This is a genomic window from Streptococcus sp. SK643, from assembly GCF_000259505.1.
In the GTDB taxonomy this organism is placed as follows: Bacteria; Bacillota; Bacilli; order Lactobacillales; family Streptococcaceae; genus Streptococcus.
On record NZ_AJMM01000008.1, the window covers coordinates 242,522 to 262,735 of the forward strand.

The following is a 20,214-nucleotide window of genomic DNA, read 5'->3' on the forward strand; positions in this document are numbered from 1 at the left end:
CTAGGTAAAAACATGATAACATTAAAATCAGCACGTGAAATCGAAGCCATGGATAAGGCAGGTGATTTCTTGGCTAGTATTCATATCGGTTTACGTGATTTGATCAAGCCCGGTATCGATATGTGGGAAGTCGAGGAGTATGTTCGTCGACGTTGTAAAGAAGAAAATTTCCTTCCGCTTCAGATTGGAGTTGACGGTGCAATGATGGACTATCCTTATGCTACCTGTTGCTCTCTTAATGATGAAGTAGCCCATGCTTTTCCTCGTCATTATATCTTGAAGGATGGTGACCTGCTTAAAGTTGATATGGTTTTAGGTGGTCCTATTGCTAAATCTGATCTTAACGTCTCTAAACTGAACTTCAACAATGTAGAGCAAGTAAAAAAATATACCCAAAGCTATTCTGGTGGTTTGGCAGACTCATGCTGGGCTTATGCAGTTGGTACACCGTCTGAAGAAGTGAAAAACCTGATGGACGTTACCAAAGAAGCTATGTATAAAGGTATTGAGCAAGCGGTAGTGGGTAACCGTATTGGTGATATTGGTGCTGCTATTCAAGAATACGCTGAAAGTCGTGGTTACGGTGTTGTCCGAGATTTAGTTGGGCATGGTGTAGGGCCGACTATGCATGAAGAACCAATGGTTCCTAACTATGGTATTGCTGGTCGTGGTCTCCGTCTTCGTGAAGGAATGGTCTTGACGATTGAACCGATGATCAACACTGGCGATTGGGAAATCGATACAGATATGAAAACGGGATGGGCACATAAGACAATTGACGGTGGTCTATCCTGTCAATATGAACATCAATTCGTTATTACCAAGGATGGTCCTGTAATCTTGACCAGTCAAGGTGAAGAAGGCACATATTAATTAGATTTAAAGGGGCAAGGCTCCTTTTTTATTTTTAAGATTTCTACCGTAGCAGAATTCTTACAAAAAATTATATTTATAGTACAATGGAATTATTCTTATGAAAGAAGGTTATTTATTGGAAAACATACTATTTTCTATTTCAGTATTTTTAGCTGGTGTACTTTCCTTTTTTTCACCTTGTATTTTTCCATTACTACCAGTTTATGTTGGTATTTTATTAGATGATCAAGATAATGAAAAATACTTTTCACTATTTGGAAAAAAGGTTGCATGGTCAGGGCTTATCAGAACGCTTTGCTTTATTGCAGGTATTTCTCTTATTTTCTTTATTTTAGGATTTGGTGCAGGTTTCCTTGGGAATCTCTTGTATGCAACTTGGTTTAGATATGCAATGGGAACTATCATTATCTTGTTAGGTCTCCATCAGATGGAAATTTTTCATTTTAAGAAATTAGAGGTTCAAAAAAGTATTAGCTTAAAAAAATCGACTTCTAATCGTTATTTATCTGCATTTTTACTAGGTATTACATTCAGTTTTGGATGGACACCTTGTATTGGACCTATCTTAAGTTCTGTCCTAGCACTGGCAGCATCCGGTGGTAATGGGGCAGTACAGGGAGCTCTATTAACCTTAATCTACACTTTGGGAATGTCACTTCCTTTCTTAATTTTAGCTTTAGCTTCAGGAATTGTCATGCCTTATTTTAGTAAAATCAAACCTCATATGCTATTACTTAAGAAAATAGGAGGCTTCCTCATAATATTAATGGGAATTTTATTAATGTTAGGGCAACTAAATGCTTTATCAGGATTACTCGGATAAAAAGGAGAGAAAAATGAAAAAAATAATGCTTACAGGATTGAGTCTCTTATCATTGGTGGTATTAATGGCTTGTAGTGAAGAAGATAAAAAGACTCAAGGCGCACAAGAATCCCAAAAACAAGTCCAACAAGCACCTGTACAACAAATTGCTGTAGGAAAAGATGCGCCAGATTTTGCTTTACAATCAATGGATGGCAAAGAAGTCAAACTTTCTGATTATAAGGGTAAAAAGGTTTATTTGAAGTTTTGGGCTTCTTGGTGTGGACCTTGCAGAAAAAGTATGCCTGAGTTAATGGAGTTGGCAGCGAAACAAGATCGTGATTTTGAAATTTTAAGTGTTATCGCGCCTGGAATTCAAGGTGAAAAAACAGTTGAAGAATTTCCAAAATGGTTTCAAGAACAAGGATATAAGGATATTCCAGTCCTATATGACACTAAAGCAACCACGTTCCAGGCATATCAGATTCGAAGTATTCCAACAGAGTATTTAATCGATAGTCAAGGAAAAATCGGAAAGATTCAATTTGGTGCTATTAGTAATGCTGATGCAGAAGCTGCATTTAAAGAAATGAATTAAACAAAGATGTAAGCAGACTGATTACTAAGCGTAGTCAGTTTTTTTTTGTAAAATTTTAATAAATATGCACCTAAATCCTATATTTATGGTAAAATAGAATCATCATTTTATTTGGAGAAAGAATATGAATATATTTAGAACTAAGAATGTTAGTTTAGATAAAACTGAAATGCATCGACATTTGAAGTTATGGGATTTAATCCTACTTGGAATTGGTGCTATGGTTGGAACAGGTGTGTTCACGATTACTGGAACTGCAGCAGCTACACTAGCTGGACCATCTCTAGTTATTTCAATCGTTATCTCAGCTTTGTGTGTTGCCTTATCTGCTTTATTTTTTGCAGAATTTGCTTCTCGTATTCCTGCAACAGGTGGTGCCTATAGCTATCTTTATGCTATTTTAGGGGAGTTCCCTGCTTGGTTAGCTGGTTGGTTAACAATGATGGAATTTATGACCGCTATTTCTGGTGTTGCATCAGGTTGGGCAGCCTACTTTAAAGGATTGTTACTCCAATATGGAATTTCTTTGCCTAAAGCTTTAAATGGAACTTTCAATCCACAAGATGGCACCTTTGTTGACCTTTTACCAATCCTAGTTTTATTATTTGTAACTTTATTAGTTTTATTAAATGCTAAAGCTGTTTTACGTTTTAATTCGCTTCTAGTCATTTTGAAATTTTCTGCTTTAGCACTATTTGTTTTAGTGGGAATTTGGCACATCAAACTTGATAATTGGTCTGACTTTGCCCCATATGGATTTGGTCAAATTTATGGTGCTAGTACTGGTATTATGGCTGGTGCCTCCTTGATGTTCTTTGGATTTTTAGGTTTTGAATCAATTTCTATGGCTGTAGATGAGGTGAAAAACCCTCAAAAAAATATTCCTAGAGGAATTGTACTTTCTCTATCTATTGTAACCATTTTATATGCTCTCGTGACTTTAGTTTTAACAGGTATTGTTCATTATAGTCAATTAAATGTTAATGATGCTGTTGCCTTCTCTTTACGTAGTATTGGAATAAGTTGGGCGGCTAACTATGTTTCATTAGTTGCTATTTTAACACTGATTACAGTATGTATTTCTATGACCTACGCTCTATCTCGTATGATTTATAGTTTAGCACGTGATGGCTTACTACCAGGAACATTTAAGAAATTAACGAAAACAAGTAAAATTCCAAAAAATGCAACAATCTTAACAGGATTAGCATCAGCCATAGCAGCGGGTATTTTTCCACTTGCAAGTATCGCTTCCTTCTTAAATATTTGTACATTAGCTTATTTAATGATGTTAGCTTATGGTCTGATAAAATTACGTAGAGGAAAAGGATTACCTGCTAAGGGTGAATTTAAAACTCCCTTTGTTCCGTTATTACCAATTCTCTCAATTGTTGTCTGTTTATCATTTATGTTACAGTATAATGCGGAAACATGGTTTGCTTTCCTAGTAGCTCTTTTAATTGGATCTTTCATTTATTTTAGTTATGGCTATAAACATTCAAGTATAGAAGTGATGGATACTTCTAATAATAATGGATAAAAATTAAAAAAGACTTAGAAAGATGTAATGATTGTCTATCTAGGTCTTTTGATTTTGTAGAAGTAAATAAAGGTAAATATTAATTAACGTAATGAAGAAAAGAGATATTAAAGAACTTTTAGAAGTTTTGATGAGATTGAATCAACCTTCTTCCTTTTCAAAAGTAAAACCTTCACCAAGAATTTCGTGTGCTTCAGCAATCGTGATAAAGGCTTGTGGGTCTATACGATGAATCATTTCTTTCATTTTGACAATTTCGTTTCTTCCCACTATACAATAAATGATTTTCAAATCTTCTTCACTGTAATAACCTTGGCCATGAATAAAAGTGACTCCTCTACCAAGATCATCGTTGATTTGTTTGGCAAGTTCATCAGGAAGCTTGGTAATTATGATAAAAGCTTTTCCAGCATATCCACCTTCCCCTATTAAATCAATTACGCGTGAAACGATAAAGGTAAAGAGGAGAGTGTAGGTAACTAAGCGCAAATCTTTAAAGATAAGGAGAATCAGCATGAGAATACAGAAATCTAGAATGAAAAGGAGTTTTCCCATAGAAACATGGGTATACTTATTTAGAATACGTGCAAGAATATCAGTGCCACCTGTTGTACCTCCAGCATTGAAAATAATTCCTAAACCAATTCCCATTAAAATACCTGCAATAAGGGAAGTTATGAGCAAATCGCCTTGAAGATCAATCTGAAGAGGAAATCTTTCAAATAAAGCTAACCAAGCAGATAAAGCTATCGTACCTAAGATACTTGAGTACAGGTATCTTGCACCAAATATCTTCCAAGCGACAATAAAAAGTGGAATATTGATGAGGAGATTCATAAGGGAAACGGGTATTTGAAAAAGATAAAAAGTTATAAGGGTTATCCCAGTAGCTCCTCCTTCAAATAGATGATTGGGGACAACAAAATAGGTAAGACCAAAGGCATAAATAGCAGCTCCTAATAAAATTGTTAGAATGGGAGTAATTTTTTTAATCATAGGCAACCTCTTTTCTTATAAGTTGATTATATCAAATTTTTTGGAAAATTTTCAGTGACCTCATTAGGTTTTTCAAACTTTTTTTGATATAATAAAAATTAGGAAAACCAATCTGAATCATAAAATAGAAAGATTGAAACTATGACAAAAATTAAAATTGTAACAGATTCTTCAGTTACTATTGAAACAGAACTAGTAAATCAATTGGGAATCACAGTTGTTCCTCTATCTGTAATGATTGATAATGTTGTTTATTCTGATGCTGATTTGAAAGAGGAAGGTACTTTTCTTCACTTGATGCAGGAAAGTAAAAATCTTCCAAAGACTAGTCAACCACCCGTCGGAGTATTTGCTGAAATATTCGAAGATCTCTCCAAGGATGGAAGTAAGATTTTAGCTATTCATATGTCGCATGCACTTTCTGGAACTGTTGAAGCAGCTCGTCAAGGTGCTAGTTTGTCAACAGCAGATGTGACCGTTATTGATAGTTCATTTACAGACCAGGCTTTGAAGTTTCAAGTTGTTGAAGCAGCAAGGTTAGCACAAGAAGGAAAAGACATAGATGAAATCTTGTCACAAGTAGAAGAAATCAAAAATAATACAGAACTATATATTGGTGTCTCTACTTTAGAAAACCTTGTTAAGGGTGGACGTATTGGACGAGTAACAGGTTTACTCAGTTCTTTACTAAACATTCGTGTTGTTATGCAAATGAAGAATGATGAATTACAACCAATTGTCAAAGGGCGTGGTGCTAAAACTTTTAAGAAGTGGTTAGATGAATTTACTTCATCCCTAGCTGGACGTTCTGTAACCGAAATTGGTATATCCTATTCAGGTAACTCTGAATGGGCAAAAGAGATGAAAGAAAGCTTACAAGCTTATGTTGAAAAGCCTATTTCAGTTTTAGAAACTGGATCAATTATTCAGACCCATACTGGTGAAAATGCTTGGGCTATATTGGTTCGTTATCATTCCTAAAAAACTAAAGAAAATAGGAAGTTTTAGTGTTTTTAACTTGACCTAAAGCGGATTTTAGGATATGATTATATTTGTTAATTATAAATTATTTTGGAGGAATCATTAACATGGCAAACAAACAAGATTTGATCGCTAAAGTAGCAGAAGCTACAGAATTAACTAAGAAAGATTCAGCAGCAGCAGTTGAAGCTGTATTAGTAGCAGTAACTGAATACCTTGCAGCTGGTGAAAAAGTTCAATTGATTGGTTTTGGTAACTTTGAAGTTCGTGAACGTGCTGCTCGTAAAGGTCGCAATCCAAAAACTGGTAAAGAAATCAAAATCAAAGCTTCTAAAGTTCCAGCATTCAAAGCTGGTAAAGCTCTTAAAGACGCTGTTAAATAATATCATTCAAAAAATCCTATTGTATCAAGCTTTCTAGCTTGGTTAATAGGATTTTTTAGTTTGATAGTCGAAAAAAATGACAAAAAAGCTCCCTATGAAAGAGAGCTTTTTATTATTAGTTTTTAGAAGCTGCTTGGAAATCAGGGTTTTTCCATGCTTCATCAATAATTGCTTGTAATTCTTTTGCAGATGCTTGCATTTTTTGTGTTTCTGCATCGTTCAATGGGATATTTACTGGACGAACAATACCGTGAGCACCAACGATAGCTGGTTGACCGATAAAGACATTTTCAACACCGTATTGGCCTTCTTGGAAGACTGAAAGTGGAAGAACTGCATTTTCGTCATCAAGGATAGCACGAGTGATACGAGCAAGGGCAACTGCGATACCGTAGTAAGTAGCACCTTTTTTGTTGATGATTGAGTAAGCAGCGTCACGAACTGAGATGAACAATTCTACAAGGTCAGCTTCGTTCAAGTCACGGTTATCTTGTAACCATTGTTCCAATTTTACACCGGCAACGTTAGCGTGAGACCAAACAGCGAACTCTGAGTCACCATGTTCACCCATGATGTAAGCATGGACTGAACGAGCATCAACACCGATTGTTTCAGCAAGAGCTTGACGGAAACGCGCTGAATCAAGTGAAGTACCTGAACCGATAACACGTTCTTTAGGGAATCCAGAGAATTTCCATGTTGAATAAGTCAACACGTCAACTGGGTTAGCTGCTACAAGGAAGATACCGTCGAAACCAGAAGCAACAACTTGTTCAACAATAGATTTGTTGATAGCAAGGTTCTTACCTACAAGGTCAAGACGAGTTTCACCTGGTTTTTGAGGAGCACCTGCAGTGATAACTACAAGGTCAGCATCAGCACAGTCTTCGTATTTAGCTGCGTAGATTTTTTTAGGTGAAGTGAAGGCAAGGGCGTGGCTGAGATCTTCAGCATCACCAACTGCTTTTTCAAACAATTGAGGAATTTCAATAATTCCTAGTTCTTGTGCAATTCCTTGGGTAACAAGTGCAAAAGCGTAAGATGAACCAACGGCACCATCACCGATAAGGATCACTTTTTTATGTTGTTTAGTTAAAGTCATTCTTCTGAATTTCTCCTTCTTTTTTTTTTTCGGGTTTCCCCATTTATTTTCATTCTATCACTTTTAAAATACTTTGTCACGGATTATTCCTGTTTGTCTATGATGTAAACGTTTTAGTGGTTTTAGATGAGTGAAATAAGGGGCAGTTTATGGTATAATATATCTAGTTACTAATAGTGAAATGAGGCATTTATTAATGCAGGATAAAAATTTAGTGAATGTCAATCTGACAAAGGAGATGAAGACAAGCTTTATCGATTACGCCATGAGTGTTATCGTAGCGCGGGCTCTTCCTGATGTTCGAGATGGACTAAAACCTGTTCACCGCCGGATTCTTTATGGAATGAATGAGCTTGGTGTTACACCGGACAAACCCCATAAAAAGTCTGCTCGTATTACAGGGGATGTTATGGGTAAATACCATCCACATGGAGATTCATCCATTTATGAAGCTATGGTCCGTATGGCTCAATGGTGGAGCTACCGTTATATGCTTGTAGATGGGCATGGTAACTTTGGTTCCATGGACGGCGATGGTGCTGCAGCACAACGTTATACTGAAGCTCGCATGAGCAAGATTGCTCTTGAAATGCTTCGTGATATTAACAAAAATACGGTTGACTTTGTAGATAACTATGATGCCAATGAACGTGAACCTCTGGTTCTACCAGCTCGTTTTCCAAATCTTTTAGTTAATGGAGCTACTGGTATCGCTGTCGGTATGGCAACCAATATTCCACCTCATAACCTGGGTGAAACCATTGATGCAGTGAAGTTAGTTATGGACAATCCAGAAGTGACGACAAGAGACCTAATGGAAGTATTGCCTGGTCCAGACTTTCCGACTGGAGCGCTTGTTATGGGTAAATCAGGTATACATAAGGCTTACGAAACCGGTAAGGGCTCCATTGTTCTTCGTTCTCGCACAGAGATCGAGGAAACTAAGACTGGCCGTGAACGAATTGTCGTGACAGAGTTTCCATACATGGTTAATAAAACCAAGGTACATGAGCATATCGTGAAGTTAGTTCAGGAAAAACGCATTGAAGGAATTACAGCTGTTAGAGATGAATCTAACCGTGAAGGGGTTCGATTTGTTATTGAAGTGAAACGGGATGCCTCTGCCAATGTTATTCTAAACAATCTTTTTAAAATGACCCAGATGCAAACCAACTTTGGTTTCAATATGCTAGCTATCCAAAATGGTGTACCAAAGATCTTGTCCCTTCGTCAGATTTTGGATGCCTATATCGAACATCAAAAAGAAGTTGTTGTTCGTCGTACACGTTTTGATAAGGAAAAAGCAGAAGCGCGTGCTCATATTTTAGAAGGTCTCTTGATTGCTCTTGATCATATTGATGAAGTCATTCGTATTATCCGTGCAAGTGAGACAGACGCAGAAGCTCAAGCAGAGTTGATGAGCAAGTTTAAACTTTCTGAGCGTCAAAGTCAAGCTATTCTTGATATGCGTCTACGTCGTTTGACAGGCTTGGAACGTGACAAGATTCAGTCTGAGTATGATGATTTAATTGCTTTGATTGCAGACTTGGCGGATATTCTTGCCAAACCTGATCGCGTGGCGCAAATTATCAAGGAAGAATTGGATGAAGTCAAACGTAAGTTTGGTGACAAGCGTCGTACAGAGTTGATGGTTGGAGAAGTCTTGACTCTAGAAGATGAAGATTTGATTGAAGAGTCTGATGTGTTGATTACTCTTTCGAACAAGGGTTACATTAAACGATTAGACCAAGGTGAATTTACAGCTCAAAAACGTGGAGGTCGCGGCGTTCAAGGTACAGGTGTTAAGGATGATGACTTTGTTCGTGACTTGGTTTCAACTAGCACTCATGATCATCTGCTCTTCTTTACAAATAAGGGGCGTGTCTATCGCCTGAAAGGATATGAGATTCCTGAGTATGGACGTACAGCTAAAGGATTACCAATTGTCAATCTCTTAAAATTAGACGAAGGTGAAAGTATTCAAACTGTTATCAATGTTGAATCAGAACGAAGTGACGATGCTTATCTTTTCTTCACGACTCGTCTTGGTATTGTAAAGAGAACCAGTGTTAAGGAATTTGCCAATATTCGTCAAAATGGACTCAAAGCCTTGAACCTTAAAGATGAAGATGAGTTGATTAATGTCTTATTAACAGAGAAAGATGCAGATATTATCATTGGTACCAAGTTAGGCTATGCGGTTCGCTTTAATCAATCTACAGTCCGTGGAATGAGCCGAAGTGCAACAGGTGTTAAAGGTTTGAATCTTCGTGAAGGTGATACTGTGGTAGGTGCAAGACTTATTACTGATAAAGATGAGGTTCTTGTTATCACTGAAAAAGGGTACGGTAAACGTACTGTAGCCACTGAATACCCAACTAAAGGCCGCGGTGGTAAAGGTCTAATAACGGCTAAAATAACTGATAAGAACGGTCCTCTAGCTGGTCTCTTGACAGTAAAAGGCGATGAAGATTTGATGATTATCACCGATACAGGTGTTATGATTCGTACAAATGTAGCTAATATTTCACAAACAAGTCGCTCTACTATGGGAGTTAAAGTAATGCGCCTTGATCAAGAGGCTAAGGTTGTAACCTTCACAAGCGTTGCAGCAGAGAAAGAAGAAGTTGGGACAGAAAACCAAACAGAAGGTGAAGCATAATGTTTCAAAAAAATAGAAAAAAGAAAAATAAGCATAAAAATCTCTTAACTAATATTTTAGCAGTATTTCTGATCTTAATCTCGATTGCTTTAATTTTTAATTCAAAAATTCGTGATGCTTTTATAGTTTGGAATACAAATAAATATCAAGTCAGTCAGGTATCTAAAGAGAAAATTGAAGAAAATCAAGTTACTGAAGGAAATTATGATTTTGATTCAGTAAAAGCTCTTTCATCTGAAGCTGTTTTAGCCTCTCAATGGGATGCTCAAAAATTGCCAGTCATCGGAGGAATCGCAATACCTGAAGTAGAGATTAATTTACCGATCTTTAAAGGTCTTGATAATGTGAATCTCTTGTATGGAGCAGGTACTATGAAACGAGATCAAGTGATGGGTAAAGGAAATTATTCGCTTGCTAGTCACCATGTCTTTAGTGTTGAAAATGCTAACCAAATGCTCTTTTCTCCACTAGACCGTGCTAAAAAAGGTATGAAAATTTATGTGACAGACAAGAATAAGGTTTATACTTATGAAATCCGTGAAGTTAAAACAGTCACACCAGATCGTGTTGATGAGATAGAAGATCGAGATGGTGTTGATGAAATTACTCTAGTGACTTGTGAAGATGCAGCTGCTACAGAGCGGACTATTGTTAAAGGTGATCTGAAAGAAACAATGGATTATTCGCAAACATCAGAAGAAATTTTAACGGCTTTTAATCAACCTTATAAACAATTTACTTTATAATTAAAGAATCAGTGAAGAGAAATTTTCACTGGTTTTTTACATATCTAACTAGCAGGAGAATATCATGGATGATACAAAAATTTTGACAATCAAATATATTTCAAGTATGTTGTTTATCTAGCTACAGACTACTTGAAATAAAATATTCTTATCTGATTATTAAAATATAAGAATTCTATTGATTATTTAAATAAAACCATGTTATAATGTTGAGTACAAAAAGGAGGTTTTTATGAGTTCTTCAGAGTTCATTTCGAAAATAGATTATTATTGTCAAAAGAAAGAAAGTCTTTTCAATAAAAGCAAGTGTAAGTATGCTATTAGGTCTATGTTTGCGGGTGCTTTTTTAACCTTTAGTACAGCTGCAGGAGCGATTGGTGCTGATTTACTAAACAGTATTGTCCCAAGTAGCGGATACTTCCTTTTCCCCTTTGTTTTTGCTTGGGGACTCGTTTATATCGTTTTTTTAAATGCTGAATTGGTTACTTCAAATATGATGTATCTAACAGCGGGAGCATTTTTGAAAAAAATAAACTGGAAAAAGGCATTAATCATTTTGTTATACTGTACCTTATTTAATTTAATTGGTGCATTAGTAGCAGGTTGGATGTTTGCAAACTCTTCAGCATTTTCTCATCTGACCCATGATAGTTTTCTTACAAAGCTAGTAGCTAAAAAGTTGGCTCGTCCTAGTGATTTGGTATTACTTGAAGGTATTCTTGCAAATGTCTTTGTAAATATTGCTATTCTTTCTTCGATTCTAGTAAAAGATAGTGGAGCAAAACTATGGATTATATTATCTGCTATTACTATGTTTGTTTTCTTGTCCAATGAGCACATTGCCGCAAACTTTGCTTCTTTTAGTATAATGAAATTTAGTATTGTTGCTGACCAGGTAGAACACTTTGATCTTGTAAATATTTTTCGTCATTGGGGTGTAACCTTTATTGCAAACTTTATCGGTGGTGGACTTTTGATAGGCCTACCTTATGCTTTCCTCAATAAAAATGAAGATACTTATGTAGATTAAAAACTTTTAGATTAGAGGGAGAATCATATTGATTCTCTTTTTTAGTTAACTAGATGGAATTTGTAACTGATCAAATGTGTAATTTTTCTTTGTATTGTTGCATAATATATTTTAAACATAATGAATAAGTAAAAATTTCATAAGCTCGTTTATAAATGTTATGTAATCGATTACTACAGCTATCATTTTTAAAAAAGTGGTCTAGGAAAACCTTCCCATAATGTCGAATTTATGTTATAATTATCACAAATAAAAGTTTAGGAGTTTATTATGGTCTCTTCAGAGTTTATTTCAAAGATTGAATTTGCTTGCAAGAAGAAAGAAAGTCTTTATAATAAAAGCAAATTTAAGTATGCAATTCGTTCCATGTTCGCAGGTGCGTTTTTAACCTTCAGTACGGCTGCAGGTGCAGTTGGGGCTGATTTGATTAACAAGATTGCACCAGGAAGCGGACGTTTCCTCTTTCCGTTTGTGTTCGCTTGGGGATTGGTTTATATTGTTTTCTTGAATGCAGAGTTGGTAACCTCAAATATGATGTTCTTAACTGCTGGTACTTTTTTAAAGAAAATTAACTGGAAAAAAACGGCAGAAATTTTACTTTACTGTACATTTTTCAACTTAGTTGGTGCCCTATTAGCTGGTTGGGGATTTGCCAATTCAGCTGCATTTGCTAAACTAACTCATGAAAGTTTTATTTCAGGAGTTGTTGAGATGAAATTAGGTCGTGCTAATGAATTAGTATTACTCGAGGGGATTCTAGCAAATATTTTTGTTAACATTGCGATTCTTGCTTTTGTTTTGGTAAAAGATAGTGCAGCAAAATTATGGATTGTTTTATCTGCTATCTACATGTTTGTATTCTTAACAAATGAGCACATTGCTGCGAACTTTGCTTCTTTCGCGATTGTGAAATTCAGTGTAGTATCTGATCAAATTGCTAACTTTGGTATCGGAAATATTCTTCGTCATTGGGGTGTAACCTTCGTTGGAAACTTGATTGGTGGTGGTCTCTTGATGGGGCTTCCATACGCCTTCCTCAATAAAAACGAAGATACTTATGTAGATTAAAAAAATGAGCACGATTGAGTCGTGCTTTTTTCATTTTTAAAATAAGGTAATAGCTATTTCTTATATCAAAATATAGAAAACTAATATTGGTAAACTATACCTTAAGGTGCTACAATATCCTTAATCAAACTATTTGGAGGTCGTTTTATGACTCGTGATTTTAAATTTGAAACTTTGCAACTACATGCTGGTCAAGTTGTGGATCCAGCTACCAAGTCTCGTGCAGTGCCTATTTATCAGACTACATCCTTTGTTTTTGATGATACTGAGGAGGCTGCAGATCTTTTTGCCTTGAGAAAACCAGGAAACATTTATACTCGTATCACTAACCCTACAACAGCTGCTTTTGAAGAAAGAATTGCTGCCCTTGAAGGTGGTGTCGGAGCTCTTGCAACAGCATCAGGTATGGCCGCAGTGACTTATACGATTTTGGCTCTTGCTCATGCAGGTGACCATGTTGTAGCAGCATCAACTATTTACGGTGGAACCTTCAATCTCTTGAAAGAAACCCTTCCTCGTTATGGGATCACAACAACCTTTGTCGATGTTGATAATTTGGAGGAAGTAGAAGCAGCCATCAATGACAATACCAAGCTTGTTCTGATTGAAACCTTGGGGAATCCCTTGATAAACATTCCTGACTTGGAAAAATTGGCTGAGATTGTGCATAAACACCAGATTCCACTTGTTTCTGACAATACTTTTGCTACACCTTATTTGATTAATGTCTTTTCTCACGGTGTAGATATCGCCATTCACTCTGCGACTAAGTTTATCGGTGGGCATGGTACAACTATTGGTGGAGTGATTGTCGATAGTGGTCGTTTTGACTGGGAAGCTTCAGGGAAATTCCCTCAATTTGTTGAGGAAGACCCAAGCTACCACAACTTGAGCTATACTCGTGATGTGGGTGCGGCAGCCTTTATTATCGCTGTCCGTGTCCAATTGCTTCGTGATACGGGTGCGGCCTTGTCTCCATTTAATGCCTTCCTCTTGCTCCAAGGACTTGAAACTCTTTCACTTCGTGTGGAACGCCATGTGCAAAATGCAGAGAAAATTGTTGATTTCCTTGTTAACCATCCTAAGGTAGAAAAAGTAAATTATCCAAAACTTGCAGATAGTCCTTATCATGCCTTGGCTGAGAAATACCTTCCAAAAGGTGTGGGTTCAATCTTTACCTTCCATGTTAAAGGTGGGGAGGCAGAAGCCCGCAAGGTAATTGATCATTTAGAAATCTTCTCTGACCTAGCAAACGTGGCAGATGCCAAGTCTCTTGTTGTCCATCCAGCTACAACCACTCATGGTCAATTGTCAGAAAAAGACCTGGAAGCAGCAGGTGTCACACCAAACCAAATCCGCTTGTCTATCGGACTTGAAAATGTAGAAGATTTGATTGAAGACTTGCGCTTGGCCTTGGAAAAAATTTAAAGTAAAAGAAGATAAACAGTGGGTTTCGACTCGCTGTTTTTGATTTTCCTTCAGGCATGATATAATGGTTAAAGAAGTCTAGAAAGAGGAACCCTATGAACGAAATCAAATGCCCCAACTGTGGGGAAGTCTTTACAGTAAATGAAAGTCAGTATGCTGAACTTTTGTCCCAAGTGAGAACGGCAGAGTTTGATAAGGAATTGCACGATCGGATGAAGCAGGAACTGGCCTTGGCTGAGCAAAAGGCCATGAATGAACAACAGTCTAAACTGGCTCAAAAGGATCAAGAAATTGCGCAATTACAGAGTCAAATCCAAAACTTTGATACAGAAAAAGAATTGGCCAAGAAAGAAGTTGAACAGACAAGCTATGAGGTTTTATTGGCTAAGGACAAGGAAGTACAGGCCTTGGAAAACCAGTTGGCTACCTTGCGTTTGGAGCATGAAAATCAACTGCAAAAGACTCTTTCAAATCTAGAAAAAGAACGAGATCAGGTTAAAAATCAACTTCTTTTACAAGAAAAGGAAAACGAGCTTTCTCTTGCTTCAGTTAAGCAAAACTACGAAGCTCAGCTCAAGGCAGCAAGTGAACAGGTCGAGTTTTATAAGAATTTTAAGGCTCAACAATCGACAAAAGCTATAGGTGAAAGTCTGGAACAGTATGCAGAGAGTGAGTTTAACAAGGTCCGTAGTTTTGCCTTTCCAAATGCTTACTTTGAGAAGGATAACAAGGTCTCTGCGCGTGGGTCTAAGGGGGACTTTATCTTCCGTGAATGTGATGAAAATGGGGTCGAAATCATTTCCATCATGTTTGAGATGAAAAACGAAGCGGATGGAACAGAGAAGAAGCACAAGAATGCAGATTTTTACAAGGAATTGGATAAGGACCGTCGGGAGAAGAACTGCGAATATGCTGTTTTGGTGACCATGCTTGAGGCTGATAATGACTACTTTAACACAGGGATTGTAGACGTCAGCCACGAGTACGAAAAGATGTATGTGGTTCGTCCTCAATTCTTTATCCAGTTGATTGGTCTCTTACGTAATGCGGCGCTAAATTCCCTAAAATACAAGCAGGAGTTGGCCTTGGTTCGCGAACAAAATATTGACATTACGCATTTTGAAGAAGACTTGGATGCCTTTAAACTAGCTTTTGCTAAGAACTATAATTCAGCTTCGACCAACTTTGGTAAGGCAATCGATGAAATCGACAAGGCTATCAAACGCATGGAAGAGGTTAAGAAGTTCCTGACAACATCTGAAAACCAACTCCGTCTCGCAAACAATAAATTGGAAGACGTTTCCGTCAAAAAATTGACCCGGAAAAATCCAACTATGAAGGCTAAGTTTGAAGCATTGAAGGGGGAGTGAGATTATCTTAAAAACAGGAGTGTTATATGAAAAGAACTATAGAAATTATTAGAACATGGTCAGCTGATAAAATAGAATTAATTTTTCTTAAAATCTGGGGGTACTTTGCTAGCTCATTTAGCTAGTTTGTTTATATAAATTAGTTTGTAATTTTTTATAGGAGTTTTTTATGTTAGATAATATTTCTAAGAATATCTCGAATTGGTCATCAGTTCGAATCTGCAGCATACTGGAGGTTTTTATTTTATTTTATCTACGTTGGTCAATTATTGCAATAGCAATTAGTTTATTATTCGTAAAATCAACCGTCTTGACTACATTATTGCTTATATTTCTAACATTACTGACTATTATCGTTGTAATAACTCATTTTTTAGTAAATCACGTTGCAGAAGTTATTTTATACGAGCAAGTGAATTTTATAAAATATATTTCTCTTTTAACTGAAACTTATGAAAGGCGGCCTGATAATAAAACAGGGAATTTAAATGCCCTAAATCTGGGTTTAGCTAGGTGTGCTTTCTATCAAGGGAATTTTAGTGAGGCAATCCAATATGCTGAACGAATAAGAGTTAAAAGTTCTAAATTGAATTTGAAACGTATTTATGAACTAAACATCGTATTTATAGAATCATTATCATATCTTCATTTAAGGGAGAGAGGTGAAATTTCTAAAATTTTAGTATCTTACGATTGGAAAAAAATTAAAAGAATTGATAAAAATAGAATGTTGGATTTAATTGAACCAGTATCAAAAATACTCAATGGAGAAGTTACAGACTACTTCGACACCACCGAACCAGAAAATAAGTTGGCTCGAATCATGTTTTCTTATTATGGCGCTCTCAATGCCCAATTAAAAGGAGATGAAGCTCGTGCTCGTAGTTTGTTTGAAAGCATAGCCCATGAAAATCCAGAACTCTTTTATGTTCAAGAAGCGCAGAAGTATTTAGAAAACACTGATATAAGTTCGTAACTTGTGTCACTTATGTTGATGTGCACAAACCGGATAATAAGATTATGAAACAGTTAAATTTACTGACGAGACGAGATTGTGAAAGGTAGAGCTTGGAGAATAGGTTTAAAACTGGGGAAGAGGTAGTTGCTACAGTTTTTGTTATTGGTACTTCAATTGATGGTGTTACAGTTAGTGCATTTACATTTGGATTCTTGATAGCGATTCTAGTAATTGCGATCGACTTCTTATATTTAAGTTCTACAATGGAGGATAATGGTGAAAGAGATATTAAATAACTATTCGTTGAAAATATCTAGATTTGAAATTCCCAAATTATATAATTTGACAAAAATAGTATACATTTGCTTAATTCCTATAGTTTGCCTATCATTTATAGGCATGGTTGTTGAATTATTTAAAGGTGGGGAAATGAATTTTATGAAATTCATTACTTATACGGTAGTATGTTTTGGGTTTGAGACATTGATTTCATTAAACAATAAACTGGTTAAATTAGCTGTAGATAATATCTTTTTGACAGATATTAATTTCGACAAGCACATAAGTTATTATCGTTATATGGCTGAACACTCAGTCAAGTCTCAACAACTGTTTAATAATGCAAATTATTTACTAGCTATTGCCCAATCGCTATACTACCAAGGAAAGTTTGAAGAAACATTTGATAATTTGGAACGAATAAATTTTGAGGATAAAAATTTTAATAAGAAATTTGAAATCGAATTATCCACAACTTACTTTAAGATTCTTTCTCTAATCCATGCTGATAGAGCAGAAGAAATTTCGAACCAAATCGATATGTTAGCTACATTAAAAGTTCGAACAAATTCTCAGGTTGCTAGGAAGACGAATGTAATAAACATAATAAAAGCTATAGAGGATATTGTTTTAAAGAAAAAATCAAACGACTACTTTGACACCACTGAACCTGAAAATAAGCTATCTAGAATCATGTTTTCTTATTACGGCTCTCTTAATGCTCAGCTAAAAGGTAATGAAGAACGTGCCCGAAGTTTGTTTGAAAGTATCGCCCATGAAAATCCAGAACTCTTTTATGTTCAGGAAGCGAAGAAATATTTAGAATTAGTGAAATGAGAATAATATATGAAATTAGTAAAAAAAATAGTAAGTAGGGCGACAGAAAACACTCTTTTACAACTTGATAGGGTTATTCTAATTTGCTTATTTTTAGTCTTGGTTGTTTATGTGATGGCAGTATTTTTAATATTTCAAAGCAATTTGGAAATATTGGGACTCATATTATTAGTTATTGACTTTTTAGTTCTCGTCTTTGTATTTTATTTAAGATTTGTATCTAGAAAAGTTATTGTTCTAGTGTTACACGATTCTATTGATCTTAAGCTATATGAAGACATGTTAAGAGTTCAATCAGAAAAATCTATTAAGCCCTTTAGGGCAACATATCGTGAGAATTACCAAATTATCCAAGGTCGAGTGGCTTATTTAAAAGGAGATTTTCAAGCTGCCAAGGAAAATATGTCCAAATATGATTTGAAAAAAATTTGGAAGAGATTCAGAACCCCTGCGTTTTTAATATCAAGCTTTGAACTATTAACAGTTTCCATTCATCTTCAAGATGCGCAAGATATTGCTTTCTTTGAGGAACAATTGTCCAAGGCACCAGATTTTAAAGGAGGCAAAGCTACACTTGTTGCTCAAGCCCAAGCCATAAAAGATATTGTGTTCAATAAAGAAGTGAACGACTACTTCGACATTACTGAACCAGAAAGTAAGCTAGCTCGAATCGTGTTTTCTTATTACGGAGCTCTCAATGCTCAGCTAAAAGGAGATGAAGAACGTGCCCGTAGTTTGTTTGAAAGTATCGCCCATGAAAATCCAGAACTCTTTTATGTTCAGGAAGCTAGGAAGTATTTAGAAAAATGAGCTGATATAGTTTTAAAATCTGTCTAAGATAGAATATGTTGATGTAAAGTGAAAAGGGAATTAGAAAGCAAAAATGAACGGTATTATCAACTTAAAAAAAGAAGCAGGGATGACCTCGCATGATGCGGTTTTTAAACTGCGTAAGATTTTGGGAACCAAGAAGATTGGTCATGGTGGGACCTTGGATCCGGATGTAGTGGGTGTTTTGCCCATTGCGGTTGGCAAGGCAACACGCATGGTCGAGTTTATGCAGGATGAGGGAAAGGTCTATGAGGGGGAAATCACTCTGGGCTATTCCACGACGACAGAGGATGCTAGTGGGGAAGTGGTCGCTGAGACATCCGTTTTGTCGCCCTTGGATGAAAATCTTGTCGATGAAGCAATCGCTAGCTTGACTGGGCCTATTACCCAGATTCCGCCTATGTATTCAGCTGTTAAGGTTAATGGTCGCAAGCTCTATGAGTATGCGCGTGCTGGTCAAGAAGTAGAGCGTCCAGAACGTCAGGTGACCATTTATCAATTTGAACGGACAAGTCCGATTTCTTATGAGGGTCATCTTGCACGATTCACTTTTCGTGTGAAATGTAGCAAGGGAACCTATATTCGTACCTTGTCAGTTGATTTGGGAGAGAAGCTTGGCTATGCGGCCCATATGTCACATCTGACTCGTACTAGTGCTGCAGGTTTACAACTAGAAGATGCTCTTACCTTGGAAGAAATTGCTGAAAAAGTAGAGGCTGGCCAATTTGACTTTCTCCATCCTCTAGAGATTGGAACAGGAGACCTCGTCAAAGTTTTACTAACTCCAGAAGAGGCTAAAGAAGTACGCTTTGGTCGTTTTATCGAACTCGAACAAACAGAACAAGAACTGGCTGCCTTTGAAGGAGATACATTGCTAGCCATTCTTGAAAAACGGGACAATCTCTACAAGCCAAGGAAGGTTTTTAGCTAGTTTAACTGGGGTGTAGGGATTGGAATTCTTCCCCTAGACTATCCAAACCAGACTATAAATTTTGCAAAAAATGTGATAGAATAGACGACGGATAAAAAAACGGAGGATAGCATGCAAAATAGACCAATCATTATCGGAGTGACAGGTGGTTCTGGTGGTGGTAAGACCAGTGTTTCAAGAGCCATTTTATCGCATTTTCCTGATGAAAAGATTTCCATGATTGAGCATGATTCATACTACAAGGATCAGTCTCATTTGACCTTTGAAGAGCGTGTCAAAACCAACTATGACCATCCTTTTGCCTTTGATACAGATTTGATGATCGAGCAGATTAAGGAATTGTTGGCAGGGCGTCCAGTGGATATTCCGACTTATGACTATACAGAGCATACACGGAGTAGCAAGACTTATCGTCAGGAGCCTCAAGATGTCTTTATCGTTGAGGGGATTTTGGTCTTGGAGGATAAGCGTCTGCGTGATTTGATGGATATCAAGATTTTTGTGGATACGGATGATGATGTGCGCATTATTCGTCGTATCAAGCGTGATATGGAAGAACGTGGCCGTAGTCTTGATAGCGTCATTGACCAGTATTTAGGCGTGGTCAAACCTATGTACCATCAGTTTATCGAACCAACCAAGCGTTATGCTGATATCGTCATTCCTGAGGGAGTCAGCAATACAGTGGCTATCGATCTGTTGACCACTAAGATTGCTAAGATTTTGGAAGAAGCTCGAATCAGCAAATAATCAGATGAGGAGGCCATGCCTCCTTTTTTATTTTTCTCTCATAATG

The 20,214-nt window shown here is 36.6% G+C and carries 19 protein-coding genes; 17 read left to right on the forward strand and 2 right to left on the reverse strand.

Going from position 1 to position 20,214, the window contains the following annotated elements:
* Window positions 1-12 precede the first annotated feature (12 nt).
* The 4 genes from HMPREF1117_RS05680 to HMPREF1117_RS05695 all read left to right on the forward strand — a co-directional run bounded on the left by HMPREF1117_RS05680 (window position 13) and on the right by HMPREF1117_RS05695 (window position 3,816).
* Complete coding sequence (locus HMPREF1117_RS05680) at window positions 13-873, forward strand: methionyl aminopeptidase (RefSeq protein ID WP_000631533.1); 861 nt, start codon at window positions 13-15, stop codon at window positions 871-873.
* Between the two features lie 118 nt (window positions 874-991).
* Window positions 992-1,699: a thiol-disulfide oxidoreductase-associated membrane protein CcdA2 gene (ccdA2, locus tag HMPREF1117_RS05685; protein WP_025171579.1), complete on the forward strand. Its 708-nt coding sequence runs from the start codon at window positions 992-994 to the stop codon at window positions 1,697-1,699.
* A 13-nt stretch (window positions 1,700-1,712) separates the two neighbouring features.
* Window positions 1,713-2,276, forward strand: a complete 564-nt coding sequence (gene sdbB, locus HMPREF1117_RS05690) for a thiol-disulfide oxidoreductase-associated lipoprotein SdbB (RefSeq protein WP_000723324.1) — start codon at window positions 1,713-1,715, stop codon at window positions 2,274-2,276.
* 124 nt (window positions 2,277-2,400) lie between these two features.
* Window positions 2,401-3,816: an APC family permease gene (locus tag HMPREF1117_RS05695; protein ID WP_001020336.1), complete on the forward strand. Its 1,416-nt coding sequence runs from the start codon at window positions 2,401-2,403 to the stop codon at window positions 3,814-3,816.
* 141 nt (window positions 3,817-3,957) lie between these two features.
* On the opposite strand, the gene HMPREF1117_RS05700 is transcribed toward HMPREF1117_RS05695, so the two are convergent.
* The gene (locus HMPREF1117_RS05700; protein WP_000592047.1) at window positions 3,958-4,812 is read right to left on the reverse strand and encodes a YitT family protein; all 855 of its coding nucleotides are present in this window, start codon (window positions 4,810-4,812) and stop codon (window positions 3,958-3,960) included.
* A 141-nt stretch (window positions 4,813-4,953) separates the two neighbouring features.
* Between HMPREF1117_RS05700 and HMPREF1117_RS05705 the strand changes: the two genes are divergently transcribed.
* Together HMPREF1117_RS05705 and HMPREF1117_RS05710 are read left to right on the forward strand one after the other, a co-directional pair.
* Window positions 4,954-5,793: a DegV family protein gene (locus HMPREF1117_RS05705; protein WP_000161411.1), complete on the forward strand. Its 840-nt coding sequence runs from the start codon at window positions 4,954-4,956 to the stop codon at window positions 5,791-5,793.
* A 107-nt stretch (window positions 5,794-5,900) separates the two neighbouring features.
* Window positions 5,901-6,176, forward strand: a complete 276-nt coding sequence (locus HMPREF1117_RS05710) for an HU family DNA-binding protein (protein WP_001284646.1) — start codon at window positions 5,901-5,903, stop codon at window positions 6,174-6,176.
* Between the two features lie 115 nt (window positions 6,177-6,291).
* Here HMPREF1117_RS05710 and HMPREF1117_RS05715 read toward each other — a convergent pair whose 3' ends face one another.
* Window positions 6,292-7,278 carry an L-lactate dehydrogenase gene (locus HMPREF1117_RS05715; RefSeq protein WP_000176424.1) on the reverse strand — a complete coding sequence of 329 codons (987 nt, stop codon included), beginning with the start codon at window positions 7,276-7,278 and terminating at the stop codon, window positions 6,292-6,294.
* Between the two features lie 196 nt (window positions 7,279-7,474).
* On the opposite strand from HMPREF1117_RS05715, the gene gyrA reads away from it, so the two are divergent.
* The 11 genes from gyrA (at window position 7,475) to udk (ending at window position 20,168) form a co-directional block, all read left to right on the forward strand.
* Window positions 7,475-9,940, forward strand: coding sequence for a DNA gyrase subunit A (gyrA, locus tag HMPREF1117_RS05720; RefSeq protein ID WP_001153011.1), 2,466 nt, complete (start codon window positions 7,475-7,477; stop codon window positions 9,938-9,940).
* Entirely contained in the window at window positions 9,940-10,686 is a 747-nt protein-coding gene (locus tag HMPREF1117_RS05725) for a class A sortase (RefSeq protein WP_000486836.1), read from the forward strand. The genes gyrA and HMPREF1117_RS05725 overlap by 1 nt, the downstream gene beginning before the upstream one ends.
* A 232-nt stretch (window positions 10,687-10,918) precedes the next feature.
* Window positions 10,919-11,716 carry a formate/nitrite transporter family protein gene (locus HMPREF1117_RS05730; RefSeq protein WP_000098926.1) on the forward strand — a complete coding sequence of 266 codons (798 nt, stop codon included), beginning with the start codon at window positions 10,919-10,921 and terminating at the stop codon, window positions 11,714-11,716.
* A 270-nt stretch (window positions 11,717-11,986) separates the two neighbouring features.
* Complete coding sequence (locus HMPREF1117_RS05735; RefSeq protein WP_000254766.1) at window positions 11,987-12,784, forward strand: formate/nitrite transporter family protein; 798 nt, start codon at window positions 11,987-11,989, stop codon at window positions 12,782-12,784.
* 147 nt (window positions 12,785-12,931) lie between these two features.
* Window positions 12,932-14,212, forward strand: a complete 1,281-nt coding sequence (locus HMPREF1117_RS05740; RefSeq protein WP_000196303.1) for an O-acetylhomoserine aminocarboxypropyltransferase/cysteine synthase family protein — start codon at window positions 12,932-12,934, stop codon at window positions 14,210-14,212.
* 95 nt (window positions 14,213-14,307) lie between these two features.
* Window positions 14,308-15,582, forward strand: coding sequence for a DUF2130 domain-containing protein (locus HMPREF1117_RS05745; protein WP_001002605.1), 1,275 nt, complete (start codon window positions 14,308-14,310; stop codon window positions 15,580-15,582).
* A 169-nt stretch (window positions 15,583-15,751) separates the two neighbouring features.
* The gene (locus tag HMPREF1117_RS05750; RefSeq protein WP_000886496.1) at window positions 15,752-16,558 is read left to right on the forward strand and encodes a hypothetical protein; all 807 of its coding nucleotides are present in this window, start codon (window positions 15,752-15,754) and stop codon (window positions 16,556-16,558) included.
* Window positions 16,559-16,813: 255 nt separating this feature from the next.
* A complete protein-coding gene (locus tag HMPREF1117_RS05755) occupies window positions 16,814-17,656 on the forward strand; it encodes a hypothetical protein (RefSeq protein WP_000237863.1) in 843 nt (280 codons plus the stop codon).
* Between the two features lie 9 nt (window positions 17,657-17,665).
* Window positions 17,666-18,466, forward strand: a complete 801-nt coding sequence (locus HMPREF1117_RS0102050; RefSeq protein ID WP_000780009.1) for a hypothetical protein — start codon at window positions 17,666-17,668, stop codon at window positions 18,464-18,466.
* Window positions 18,467-18,539: 73 nt separating this feature from the next.
* The gene (gene truB, locus HMPREF1117_RS05760; RefSeq protein WP_001013285.1) at window positions 18,540-19,418 is read left to right on the forward strand and encodes a tRNA pseudouridine(55) synthase TruB; all 879 of its coding nucleotides are present in this window, start codon (window positions 18,540-18,542) and stop codon (window positions 19,416-19,418) included.
* Window positions 19,419-19,529: 111 nt separating this feature from the next.
* The gene (gene udk, locus HMPREF1117_RS05765) at window positions 19,530-20,168 is read left to right on the forward strand and encodes a uridine kinase (RefSeq protein ID WP_001181375.1); all 639 of its coding nucleotides are present in this window, start codon (window positions 19,530-19,532) and stop codon (window positions 20,166-20,168) included.
* Window positions 20,169-20,214 lie beyond the last annotated feature (46 nt).